Origin of the sequence: Acinetobacter sp. XS-4 (assembly GCF_023920705.1) — a bacterium.
In the GTDB taxonomy this organism is placed as follows: domain Bacteria; phylum Pseudomonadota; class Gammaproteobacteria; order Pseudomonadales; family Moraxellaceae; genus Acinetobacter.
In genome coordinates this window covers 1,083,118-1,095,937 of record NZ_CP094657.1, presented here as the reverse complement: position 1 = coordinate 1,095,937, position 12,820 = coordinate 1,083,118, and the positions used below count along the sequence as shown (strand labels likewise).

Here is a 12,820-nt window from a genome sequence, read left to right as displayed (position 1 = left end):
AATTACAATGCCATTTCTTATTAATTCAATCAGAGATAATAAGCTGAACACTGTTTTCAAATATTGATGACATCAATAAGCTAAAATATTGAGAATCTACTAATACAATATGAAATTTGCTTGCTAGACATCATGCATAATTATTTTTCTTTTAAAAAAATATGCATGATTTGTGCATATAATCTTTTTCAAATACACATTTTAATAAAAATTCATATGCAATAAAAAAGCCTGGTAATGAACCAGGCTTTTTTAATATCAATTCAATTAGTCAATTGCTGGTACATAATTACCAGAAGCAATCGCATCTTTAATGCGGTCAGCTTCAGCTAGCACTTGAGCTAAAAGGTTTTTGACATTTTCAAAGGTTACTACAGGGCTTAATGTTGTCATTTTCAAAGACTGCACATCACCTACTTTCGTTACACCGATATTTGCTTCACCACGTGCAAACAATTCATCTGCTACGTTTTGGTTTAAGCTGTCGATTAACTCAACTGGATAACCTTGTGGAACAACACGGAACAATACTGAAGCAAATTGTGGTTCAACTAAAAGCTCTAGACCGTCAGTTGCCTTGATGTAATCTGCAACTTCACGAGTAAGTTTTACACCATGGTCAATCATTGAACCGTAAAGGTCTTCACCAAGCGATTCAATTGTCATCCACAATTTCAATGCATCAAAACGACGAGTCGTTTGTAATGATTTAGAAACAAGGTTTGGTACACCATGTTCTTCGTCATAAGCAGAGTTCAAGTATTCAGCTTCGTAGTGCATGAAACGGTAGTTCGCCTCATCTTTCAACAAGAACGCGCCACAACTAATGCTTTGGAAGTAATGCTTATGGAAATCGAGTGTAATTGAATCTGACAATTCAATACCATCAAGCATTGCACGATAGTCATTTGACAGAATTAATGCACCGCCCCATGCCGCATCGATATGCATCCATGAACCATATTTCGTTGTGATTTCACGAATTTTCTTCAATGGATCAATTGCACCAGCATCAGTTGTACCTGCTGTCGCAACGACACAAGCAACTACTTTGCCTTCTGATTGCAAATGCGCCATCGTTTTTTCGAGAGCATCTACATCCATTTGTGCATTTTCATTCACAGGAACAGTCACAACTGACTGGAAGCCCATGCCCATCATTGCCATGTTCTTTTGCACAGAGAAATGCGCATTTTCAGAACAAATAACTTTGACGTTTTTCATTGCTTCAGCTGGAATACCATCACGCTGTACAGACCACGGATTACCGTTTTCGTCTTTCCAGTTTTTCGAGATACACCAGTCACGAGCAAGTAACACACCCATTAAGTTAGATTGAGTACCGCCAGAAGTGAAAACACCTGCCTGACCAGAACCATAACCAACTTTTTGACGCAACCAATCAATGAGCTGAACTTCCATTAATGAACCGGCTGGGCTTTGATCCCATGAGTCCATAGACTGGTTAGTTGCATTGATTAACACTTCCGCAATCTGGCTCATCACCATGGTTGGGCAGTGTAAATGTGCTAATGAATGTGGATGATGTACTTTTAAGCTTTTATTTAAGAAAAGCTCAATCATACGTTGAAGTGATTCTTGTACACCCATACCTTCTTTTGAAGGTTGGAAAGAAATTGCTGAACGCAATTCTTTAATGCTACCGCCTGTGTACATCTTTTCATTTTGCAACCATGCTGAAACGGCTTTTACCGCTTCGCCCATTGCTGACTCATAGTCAGCAATGGATTGTGCATCATTGCAGAGTAACGCTTTACGATGTTCTGCAAAATCCACCATACTTATGCGCCTCGTACTGCAACCAATGCTTCTGCAATTGCTTTCTTAAAGCGAGCAACTACGTCAACACACTCTTCTTGAGTAATAATAAGCGGACAAAGTAAACGAATTACAGTGCCGTTACGACCACCTTTTTCAAGCAATAATTTATTGTTGAAGCAAGCAGTTTGAATTGCAGCAGCTAATTGAGAGTCTGCAGGAAGTGAACCGATACGGTCAGCTTGTTTACGCTCGTCAACAATCTCAACACCGATCATTAAACCGCGACCACGTACGTTACCGATACATGGGAATTCTTGAGCTAATTTTTTAAATTCAGCTTGTAGATAATCACCACGTTCTTGCGCATTTTGAGCAAGATTTTGTTCAGTAATCGTTTTTAATACGACAAGGCCTGTACCCATAGCAAGTTGGTTACCACGGAAAGTACCGGTGTGACCAGCAGGTTGCCAAGCATCAAATTTACGTTTAATACCTAATACTGCAAGTGGTAAACCACCACCTACTGCTTTAGACATTACAACAACATCAGGTTCAATACCTGCATGTTCAAATGCAAACATTTTGCCTGAACGTGCAAAGCCAGCTTGAACTTCGTCTAAAATTAAAACGATGTTGTGCTTTTCAGTCACTTCACGGATTTTTTGCAACCATTTTACTGGAGCTGTAACTACGCCACCTTCACCTTGAATCGCTTCAAGAATAACAGCAGCCGGTTTTGTTACACCGCTTTCAACATCTTCGATAAAGTTTTCAAAGAAGTAAGTTAAAGCGTCAACACCAGCTTCACCACCTAAACCAAGTGGGCAGCGGTATTCATGCGGATATGGCATGAATTGTACGCCTGGCATTAAACCGTTAACTGCATTTTTTGCACTTAAGTTACCAGTCATAGCAAGTGCACCATGGGTCATACCATGATAACCGCCAGAGAAACTGATCACTGAACTACGGCCAGTGTAAGTCTTAGCAAGTTTAATTGCTGCTTCAGTTGCGTCTGCACCAGCAGGACCACAGAACTGTAAGCAATATTCTTCTTTACCACCAGGTAAATATGCTAACAATGCTTCAGTGAATGCATCTTTTAAAGGTGTGGTTAAGTCTAAAGTATGCAATGGCAAACCACTTGCCAATGTATCTTGAATACTTTGAATCACCGCAGGATGATTATGACCTAAAGCCAATGTACCTGCCCCAGCTAAACAATCAAGGTACTCTGTACCTTCAACATCAGTAACCCAGCACCCTTGTGCTTTCGCTATCGCTAACGGTAATTTACGTGGATAGCTACGAACATTTGATTCCATTTGACTTTGGCGAGTCAAATAATATTCATTAGTAGCATTAGTGGCAGGGTTAACGGAAGTAACGCTCATATCGGATTACCATCTCTGATAGGGGTAGAAAGAAATAAGTCTGGTGACTTTTGGTCCTTTGACTCGGTGCTTTATAGAACTAGTAAAGACACTTATTTTATATCTTGTAACTAGGAGCGCGATGATACCTAATTTTACAAGAAAAAAAACGTCTTTTATGTACTTTACTCATCTAATCTTATTGAAAAAAAGTATCATCCCAATAGTTAAGATGAATTATCATCATACTATGTGACAACCTAAAGAAAATATTCTTTTTTTATATTACTTTTATTTTTTAAGTTACATTGACACACTTTAATTTTAAGTATTTATTTTTAAAAGAATTTAAATTTACCGAAATTTAAAAAAACTGATCTAAATATTACAAATACGCCACAAAATCTGCAAAAGTTATGCATAAGTTATGTTTAACATTTCTTAATGAAAAAAATTAAATTTATATTAATTTTTAAAGGAAAAAATTATGCGTACTTTAGCTGTTTCAACCCTTCTTTTAGGTTCTCTCCTTAGCCCTTTAGTTTTTGCTCAGGATGATAATGCTTTGAACTATAATATTGTGAATGTACAAGCTGAAGCTTCTCGTCAAGTTTCTAATGATGAAATGCATGCAACTTTATATATTGAAAAAAGTAACAAGCAACCAGCCGAACTTTCAAATCAGATTAATCAATTGATGAATCAGGCACTTGCCGTTTCTCGTAAATACCCACAAGTAAAAGTGGAAACTGGTGCTCAAAGCACTTACCCAATTTACGATAACGACAGTAATAAGCTAAAAGAATGGCGTGGCCGCGCTGAAATTCGTCTTGAAAGTAAAGACTTTAAAGCAGCGAGCCAGTTAGTCAATGAATTGCAACAAAGCTTCCAAACTCAATCCATTAATTTTACGGTTTCAGATGAGCAACGTAAAAAAGTTGAAAATGATTTGATGGTCGAAGCGTCTAAAAACTTTCAACAACGTGCTCAAATGTTGACTCAAGCGTGGAATAAAAGCCAATACACGCTCGTTAACTTAAACTTAAATACTAACAACTATTTCCCACAGCCTGTCATGCGAGCCAGCATGGCTAAGTTCGCTGCTGCTGAAGCGGCTCCAGCTCAAGACATGGCAGCTGGTGAGTCTAAAATTACTGTGAATGCAAACGGTTCAATCCAATTTAAATAATTTCTTTCTCTAAAAAAGCCGCATGAAATATGTGGCTTTTTTATGTATAAACCAAAATATTTAACTCAAATTTTGCAGAGAATCCCAAGCAGCTTTCGCCAAAATATCTTTATAAATTTTAGGATTTGAGGGCACACGTTGTGATAACCATGCACGGCAATAGTTCTCTGTAGACCCAATGACTAATGAAAGTAATAGTTCATGAGGAATAGATTTTAAAAACTCAGCCTCAGCATAATGTGAAATTTCACTAAAGATCTTTTGATTTCTTAATTTATTTTTCTGAACAAGACGTTGTTGGTCTTCACCCTGCATCACACTAAAACGAGCAGATATTAGAAATTTAGCAAACTCAGTCTGCTCACTTACCCAATCAATATAACTATGAATAAAAGCATATAGCACTTCTTGAAGGGATTTTGTACCCTCCAAGTAGTCATCTCTTAATGCCGCTTGGTCATCTAAAGCTGCAAAAAATAAAGTCGCAACAATCCCTTCTTTATTTTTAAAGTGGTGATAAATAGCCCCTACACTGCTGTCAGATTTCGAACGAATCATTTCAATGCTTGTGGTTTCAATTCCATTTTCTAAAAAACAAGACAGGGCATCTAATAAAATTTGTCTTTTTAAAGCAGCCCTTCTACCGGGATATAACCGCTCTAATAACTCTTGTGCAGATTGCATTGTTTATTCCCTAACCAGTTATCGGAGATATTCTGAATGACTTGACTCACTTTTGTAAACAGAATTATATTCTGTTAAAGAATATAATTCTGTTTTTATCAATATGGAGCTTTAAATCATGGCAACCACTTTAGAACTTTGGAACAAAGTGTCTACTTTTCCGAAAGGAAAATGGACTTTCTCACGCATGCTATGTTTAAAAGCACCGTATTTCGGCAGTATTTCACCGCTATTTATTGAGTTAAAACCTAATTATTGTGAAATAGCCATTAAGAAAAAACGTTCTGTTCTCAATCACATTGGAACAGTTCATGCGATTGCAATGTGTAATATGGCCGAGCTTGCAGGTGGCACAATGACCGAAGTCACTGTACCTTCTACTCATCGCTGGATTCCCAAAGGTATGACTGTCGAATATTTAAAAAAGGCAGAAACAGACTTAATTGCAGTTGCAACGCCTGTAGAGAAAAATTATGACTGGGATAAAGCTGGCGAATACTTAGTGAATGTAGAAGTCTATGACTCTCAAAAAGAGAAAGTCTTCCAAGCTACGATTACCATGTGGATTTCTAAAAAGAAGTAATAAAAAAAGCCCTGAACTGATCAGGGCTTTTTTTGTTTATTTTTTAAATGGTAAAGCATATTTCAAAATACGACCTACAACCTGACCAAACTGTTTAGTCAAACTTGCGTTGTTATAGTTCAGGCCATATTTTTTACATACAGCTTCAACTTTTGGAGCCATTTGGCGATAACGGCGCGCCGGAACATCAGGATATAAATGATGCTCAATCTGATGGCTCAAATGTCCGCTCAAAATATGTAATGCTTCTGAACCTTTTAAGTTTGAAGAACCACGAATCTGGCGCATATACCAGTGACCACGGCTTTCATCCTGTAAAACAGACTTTGGAAATACTTCTGCATCTTTAGTAAAGTGACCACAGAAAATAATCGTAAACGTCCAGATATTACGAAGACCATTTGCAACTAGATTTCCAGTAAATACAGGTAATGCTGCTGGCCCTGCAATTAATGGGAAAAAAACGTAATCTTTGAAAAGCTGGGTACCAATCTTTTTATTCACTGGTTTTAACTCTTCCACGAATTTTGCCATGCTCTTACGTTTATAAAGAACGCGACCAATTTCAAGGTTCTGAATGGCTACACCCCATTGGAACAATAAGCAAAATGGAATGCTATAAACCGGTTGAAACAAGAAACCAGGCTTCCAACGTTGCTCTGGGAATAAGCGAAGTAAACCATAACCAATGTCATCATCGATACCTTTAATGTTGGTATAGGTGTGATGTTTATAGTTATGAGTTTGACGCCAGTTATCAGAAGTACCAACAGTGTCCCATTCGTAAGTTTGACCATTAAATTTAGGATCGTTCATCCAGTCGTATTGGCCATGCATCACGTTATGACCCAGTTCCATGTTTTCCATAATTTTAGAAAAGCCTAATAGACCTGTTCCTAAAATCCATGCTGGTGGGAACCAACCTGCAAACAAACATGCTCGGCCTAAAAAACTACTATAGCGAACTGCTGCATAGACACGGCGGATATATTTAGCATCTTTCTCACCCAAATCATCCAATACTTCTTGTTTGATCTGATCGAGTTCTTTTGCAAATGCGTCAAGTTCTGCTGGAGTCAAATCTCGATTTTTAGGATTTTTAAAATATTCGACTTTCACTGGCATATTCATAAAAGTTCTCTCTTAAAGATCAATAACTAGATCAGATTGTGCTGAGTTCACACAAATTTTGAGTAATTGGCTTGGTTCGGTATTTTCACTACCGTTGAGTAAGTTACGTGTAGAACCTTGAGCTTTACTACAAACGCACTTATTACAAATTCCCATACGGCAGCCATGTGTTGGCTTAAGGCCTTCATGTTCCAGACTCACCAAAATTGATTCGCCTTTTGGAATTGCAATAACCTTATTAGACTGGGTTAATGTGACATTTACATAACCAACTTCAGCCGTACTATCACGCGTTAAGCTAAAAGCTTCTGTTAATACAGTCGGTGCTTTTTCAAAAAGCTGTTCCACTGTTGAAACGAAACCAGAAGGTCCACATGCATATATAGTGCTATTTTCCAAATCGTCTACTAATGCTAAATGCTCTGCATTTAAACGTTCATCATTTGGTGTTTCTTGTGTATAGAAAACCTGATAACTAAAATTTGGGAATTGCTCTGCAACTTTTTCAAAGTATTCAACAAAAGCTGCATCTGAGCGTTGCTTTACCCAATATAAAAGCTGCACTTGAACTTTATCTAACTGCTGGCTTTGTTTAATTGCAGTGATTAAGCTCAACATTGGGGTAATACCACTACCCGCAGCCAGCATAATTAATTTTGGTGTTTTGATATTTTGTTGCATGTCGCCATAAGGCTGACCTAGCTCAAAAACATCGCCAATTTGGCTTTCAGTCATAAACCAGTTACTGACAATACCATCGGCTACTTTTTTAATCGTTAAACGTAAATGTTGTTCGTCAATTTGCGTCAAGCTATAAGTACGTTCATAACGACGACCAGCAATTTCAACAATGACTGGATGATGCTGACCAGCAACACCTGCTTTCACTAAACGGTTGCATTTTAGTGTAAGACTTACCATGTCATGAGCGACAAATTCTTTTTTTACAATTTGAACAAGCCCATGTTTTACAGACCATAAAGGATTAACTTTTTGTAGCCAGAAGTTAGCCATTTCTTTATCAAAGATGGCTTGTGTCAATGAATTGAATAGAGAATTTCTCTTTTCGATTGCTTGCATAGCTGGAGGCTCTGTCGCTCTTTTTTAATTATTATACACATGTATATATATTTGTATATACACCCGTACTTTTAATTACAATTTCACAAGTTCAGCTTCTAAGGCTATAATCCTGAGAGTTTACAAATATATTGAACAGCATGACCCAATCTTCACTTTCTCAGAACCTGAATGACACACCTCAACAACAAGATGTCATTGAAATTAAAACAGCTACGCGTTCTGTGGGAAGAAAAGCGACAATTACTAAAGAAGAACTTTTTCAGGCTGCTCTAAATCTGATTGGCCCACAAAAAAGTATTGCTTCATTAAGTTTACGTGAAGTAGCACGAGAAGCTGGCATTGCGCCAAATAGTTTCTATCGACACTTTAAAGATATTGATGAATTAGCAATTTCTTTAATTGACCGTGCAGGTATCGTCTTACGTAAAATTATACGGCAGGCTCGCCTACGTGCTTCCTTACAAGAAAGTATTATTCGCAGTTCTGTCGATATTTTTCTTCAACAGCTCGATGCCGATGAAGGTAATTTAAGCTTATTACTACGCGAAGGTTTTACAGGTTCTACTTCTTATAAAGCAGCGGTTGATCGTCAATTAAACTTCTTCCAGCAAGAACTACAAGAAGATTTAATTCGTCTAGAGCACTTAAATAATAACCACTTATATCACCCTGAACTTGTTGCAAAAGCAATTACGCAACTTGTGTTTCACATGGGTGCCAAAGTGATTGATCTTCCAATACATCAACGTGCGGAAGTTGCTGAGCAAACGATGATTATGATTCGAATGATTTTAGAAGGTGCTCGGCATTTGGATGAAGCAGAAATTCGTTAAAATTATCTAATGAATGGCTTGTTAATAAACAGGCCATTTTTACATCTAACTCCTCTATTTTCCAATAAAAATATAATTCACCGATTGAAGCGAATAGCTTGCGAGAGTATAAATAATTATTCCATTTGCTCTTTCTTCTATATTCCCAACGATCTCAGGGATCAACATGCAAAATTTGAATAATCGTCAAAGTCTGATTGCAAGCTACATTCTTATGGGCATCTTTTTGCTTTCGGTTATCCCATTACATCTATTAGCAAGTTTTTTTGCAGGCTTTCTGATTTATGAAATTATTATTAGCTTAAGCTCGGTTGTAGAACGTTATATTGATGGTCAAAGAGCCCGCATTTTTATTAGTATTTTATTAAGTATTATTACTATTTCACTTATTGGTTTTTTCATTACAAGTTTAATTAGCTTTGTCGTTCATGATTTAAAAGGTGTAGGCATCCACAACATCAACAGCAAAGTTGATCAAACCCTGCTGCATTTACAAGCTGAAATTAGCAAATATCTTCCGGGTTATATTCCCGATAGCGTGACAGAATTAAAAGATGAAATTTTCGCGTTTATGAAAGATAACGTGACCATATTAAAAAATACCAGTTCCGATATTTTGCATAACTTCGTGACGATGGTTATGGGCCTCATTATCGGTATTTTGGTCGCTATACATGGTTTTCACCGCCGTACTCCCCAACCTGTTTTTAAATCTCTTTTAATCCAACGTATTCAAAAACTATCAATTTCATTTAAAAATGTTGTTTTTGCACAGATAAAAATTTCAGCAATTAATACGCTGCTCTTTATTTTATTTGCATTTGTTTTATTACCGCTTTGGGGAGTCCACCTTCCTTTTGCCAAAACTCTTACTATTTTGACCTTCATGTTTGGACTGATTCCAATTTTAGGTAATCTGATTTCAAATACATTAACGTTCATTGCCGCGCTTACTGTTTCACTCGGACTCGCAGGTGCAGCATTACTTTATCTCGTTCTGGTTCATAAACTTGAATATTTTATTAATGCTAAAATTATTGGGCATAAAATCAATGCAAATGCATGGGAGATTTTATTAGCAATGCTGGTATTTGAGTCAATTTTTGGATTAGGCGGTTTAATCGCAGCTCCAATTTTCTACGCATATTTAAAATTAGAATTAAAAGATGCGGGTCTCATCTAACTCAAAATCGATGTATAAAAAAAGCGCCCTCTAGGCGCTTTTTTTAGTTTGAGTTAATTATGGCTTAACCACAACTAATACTTGAATTGCTTCTGGTGTAACAGTTAAACCATCAAGCAAGCTCAAGCCTTCTTTTTGCAGCTTTTGTAAACGCTCAATTTCATCTTGACGAATACTTGGGTTGAACTGTTTTAGATAAGTTAAACGGTCAATTTCATATTGCCATTTATTGCCATAATGCTCTTTCGCTTGCTGCTGAAGCTGTGGCAAATCAACTTTTGCAATATCCAACGCTTGTTTATAACGTTCCTCAATGATATCACGGCGAGCTTTAACCACCTGACGACAGCTATTACCATCTAAGTGATGTAAATATGGTTTCAAAATTGCTGGATCAATTTTTTCAGACAAATCTTGACCAGTTTCGCTTAATAGCACACGAATTAACTGCTTAGGCAAGCTCGATGGTAAGTTCAACGCCTTAGGCGCAACGACATCGACTTTAAACCACACTTCAATTAATACTGAACCCTGCTTTAATGCATTAGATTTGAGTACAGCAACATTAGTACTACCAAATGATTGCGTACGGATCATTTCCATTACACTTTCAATGAATGGATGCTCTAAAGTTAAATATTGAGCATCTTCACGAAGCTGAGCCTGATCACGATAGAAAGTTGCTGTCATGCCTTCTTCGTCTAGCGCCAAACCTTGCACTTGCATTTGGTCAGTTGGACGAATAATTACAGTACCGTTACTTTGCTCATCAAAGTCGATATTGGTTGATGACATGAAACGCTTCACAAACATTGGTAGCGTTGTATTGTCATCATAATCTTCAAGTGCCTGAACAATCTCTTGCGCCACGATAGGACGACATGAGTTATATTCAAGTAAACGATCTCGGCCTGCTTGAAGTTCAGCTTCTAAAGCTTGACGTTGAACATTCACTTCTTCAAGCAAATCTTCAAATGTTTGACCTTGGTCTGCAAGTAAACAGTCTTTTAATTCAACAATAAAGTTCTCTTGCAGCGTTTGTGCTGTTGGCGAAATATTGCTGAAAATATTAAGTGCTTCATTGTACCAACGGAACATACGCTCTTGAGCGGTTCCAACAAGATATGGCACATGAATCTGAATACGATTTTCTTGACCAATACGGTCTAGACGTCCGATACGTTGTTCTAAAACATCTGGGTTAGCTGGTAGATCAAATAAAATTAGATCACTGGCAAATTGGAAATTACGGCCTTCAGAACCAATTTCTGAACACAGGAGAATCTGTGCACCGTAGCTTTCTTCAGCAAAATAGGCAGCCGCTTGGTCACGTTCAAGTAAGCTCATACCTTCATGGAACATCGCAGTACGAATGCCTGCATGCAAACGCAATACATTTTCTAAAGCTTCAACAACTGGTCCACTACGCGCAATTAAAAGCACTTTTTTATGCTTAAGATCTTTGCGTAGAACTTCCATTACCCATAGCACACGTGGGTCATTTTGCATCCATGAACCATCAAGTTGTGCTTCTTCTGGCCACATCTGCTCACGCAATTTTCCATCTTTTGACCAATCTTCTGGTGCTGGTAATGGTGCTGGCTGACAATCACGCCCTGGGAAGCCTTGAATTGCTTCACGCGTATTACGGAATAAAATACGACCTGTACCGTGACGATCTAATAATTCGTGAATTGCTCTAAAACGTTGATCAGGCTGGTCTTCAATACTATGCCCCAACAAACCCTCTAAAGCAGATAAATGCTCAGGAGCTAAAGGCTGATCAGACATGAGTACTTCAGCAATTTTTGCAGTCTGCTGGTACTGAGTTTCTTCATCTAAGAAGCGCTCTAAACTGCTAAAACGCTGCGGATCAAGTAAACGTAAACGTGCGAAATGACTTTCGACACCTAATTGCTCAGGTGTTGCGGTAAGCAATAACACCCCAGCCGTATTTTCAGCGAGCTCTTCAATTAAATCGTAGCGATCATTCCCGCCTTCCTCTTCGCTCCACATCAAATGATGTGCTTCATCGACCACGAGCAAATCGAAGCCAGCTTCTATTGCTTGCTCACGCAAATCATCATGGTCAACCATTAAGTCAACGCTGGCAATAATGCATTGCTCAGTCAAGAACGGGTTAAGTTCTGGATCATGTTCTTTAATAGATGCGGTACGTGTTAAATCAAACAGAGAGAATTGCAAGTTAAAACGACGGCGCATTTCAATCATCCACTGATACTGTAGAGAATCAGGGACTAAAATAAGAATTCGTTCTGAGCGACCGGTTTTAAGCTGTTGGTGGATAATTAAGCCAGCTTCAATTGTTTTACCCAAGCCCACTTCATCGGCAAGTAAAACACGAGGTGCAAAACGTTTACCAACTTCATGTGCGATATAAAGCTGATGAGGGATCAGACCAACGCGCGCCCCAACCATACCACGTAGAGGGCTATTCTGCATTTGTGCTTGCATAAGCATCGCTTCAATACGCAGGTCATACCACTCTTTATAGTCAACCTGACTTGCAAGCAAACGATCTAAAGGCTTCGATAACTGAATTTGCGCACCGATACGTGTTTCATTCAGCGCTTTACGATCTTGTTCGCCATTTTCTAAGGTACGAACAACGTTGTAACGTAAAACACCATGTCGGTCTTCAACAGACTCAACAATCCACTTCTTGCCTTCCTGATCTTGAACTTCATCATTTGTGTTAAAGATGATACGAGATAGTGGAGCATTGTTACGTGCATACACACGTGTCTCATCACTTTTGGGGAATAAAATGCTGACAGATCTTTCATCTACATCAATAAGCACACCTAAACCGAGTTCAGTTTCTGTGTCTGATAGCCAACGTTGACCAATAGCATACTGCTGCAATTTTTCCACCTTTCTCTCAAGTTCGCACTACATATTGTACGATGCAAATTAGCTTATTTTTGCATCTTTTTATGTAGTCTTTAAAGCAAAATT

Annotated in this window: 10 protein-coding genes; 4 read left to right on the top strand and 6 right to left on the bottom strand. The window is 38.0% G+C overall.

Features of this window, described 5'->3' with window-relative positions; all coding sequences use genetic code 11:
- Positions 1 to 267 precede the first annotated feature (267 nt).
- Together MMY79_RS05095 and MMY79_RS05090 are read right to left on the bottom strand one after the other, a co-directional pair.
- Positions 268 to 1,800: an aspartate aminotransferase family protein gene (locus MMY79_RS05095; protein WP_252612387.1), complete on the bottom strand. Its 1,533-nt coding sequence runs from the start codon at positions 1,798 to 1,800 to the stop codon at positions 268 to 270.
- 2 nt (positions 1,801 to 1,802) lie between these two features.
- The gene (locus MMY79_RS05090; protein WP_252612386.1) at positions 1,803 to 3,176 is read right to left on the bottom strand and encodes a diaminobutyrate--2-oxoglutarate transaminase; all 1,374 of its coding nucleotides are present in this window, start codon (positions 3,174 to 3,176) and stop codon (positions 1,803 to 1,805) included.
- A 466-nt stretch (positions 3,177 to 3,642) separates the two neighbouring features.
- Here MMY79_RS05090 and MMY79_RS05085 point away from each other — a divergent pair, with 466 nt between their 5' ends.
- A complete protein-coding gene (locus MMY79_RS05085; RefSeq protein ID WP_252612385.1) occupies positions 3,643 to 4,344 on the top strand; it encodes an SIMPL domain-containing protein in 702 nt (233 codons plus the stop codon).
- A 60-nt stretch (positions 4,345 to 4,404) separates the two neighbouring features.
- Here MMY79_RS05085 and MMY79_RS05080 read toward each other — a convergent pair whose 3' ends face one another.
- The gene (locus MMY79_RS05080; protein WP_252612384.1) at positions 4,405 to 5,028 is read right to left on the bottom strand and encodes a TetR/AcrR family transcriptional regulator; all 624 of its coding nucleotides are present in this window, start codon (positions 5,026 to 5,028) and stop codon (positions 4,405 to 4,407) included.
- A gap of 118 nt (positions 5,029 to 5,146) precedes the next feature.
- On the opposite strand from MMY79_RS05080, the gene MMY79_RS05075 reads away from it, so the two are divergent.
- Positions 5,147 to 5,611: a hotdog fold domain-containing protein gene (locus MMY79_RS05075; protein WP_013197135.1), complete on the top strand. Its 465-nt coding sequence runs from the start codon at positions 5,147 to 5,149 to the stop codon at positions 5,609 to 5,611.
- Positions 5,612 to 5,647: 36 nt separating this feature from the next.
- Here the strand turns inward: MMY79_RS05075 and MMY79_RS05070 are convergent, their stop codons facing one another.
- A complete protein-coding gene (locus MMY79_RS05070) occupies positions 5,648 to 6,742 on the bottom strand; it encodes an acyl-CoA desaturase (RefSeq protein ID WP_252612383.1) in 1,095 nt (364 codons plus the stop codon).
- Positions 6,743 to 6,754: 12 nt separating this feature from the next.
- The gene (locus MMY79_RS05065; protein WP_252612382.1) at positions 6,755 to 7,822 is read right to left on the bottom strand and encodes a ferredoxin reductase; all 1,068 of its coding nucleotides are present in this window, start codon (positions 7,820 to 7,822) and stop codon (positions 6,755 to 6,757) included.
- 140 nt (positions 7,823 to 7,962) lie between these two features.
- On the opposite strand from MMY79_RS05065, the gene fabR reads away from it, so the two are divergent.
- Together fabR and MMY79_RS05055 are read left to right on the top strand one after the other, a co-directional pair.
- Positions 7,963 to 8,658, top strand: a complete 696-nt coding sequence (gene fabR, locus MMY79_RS05060; protein ID WP_013197133.1) for an HTH-type transcriptional repressor FabR — start codon at positions 7,963 to 7,965, stop codon at positions 8,656 to 8,658.
- A gap of 166 nt (positions 8,659 to 8,824) precedes the next feature.
- A complete protein-coding gene (locus MMY79_RS05055; protein ID WP_252612381.1) occupies positions 8,825 to 9,841 on the top strand; it encodes an AI-2E family transporter in 1,017 nt (338 codons plus the stop codon).
- A 57-nt stretch (positions 9,842 to 9,898) separates the two neighbouring features.
- Here the strand turns inward: MMY79_RS05055 and rapA are convergent, their stop codons facing one another.
- Positions 9,899 to 12,736, bottom strand: coding sequence for an RNA polymerase-associated protein RapA (gene rapA / locus MMY79_RS05050; protein ID WP_252612380.1), 2,838 nt, complete (start codon positions 12,734 to 12,736; stop codon positions 9,899 to 9,901).
- Positions 12,737 to 12,820 lie beyond the last annotated feature (84 nt).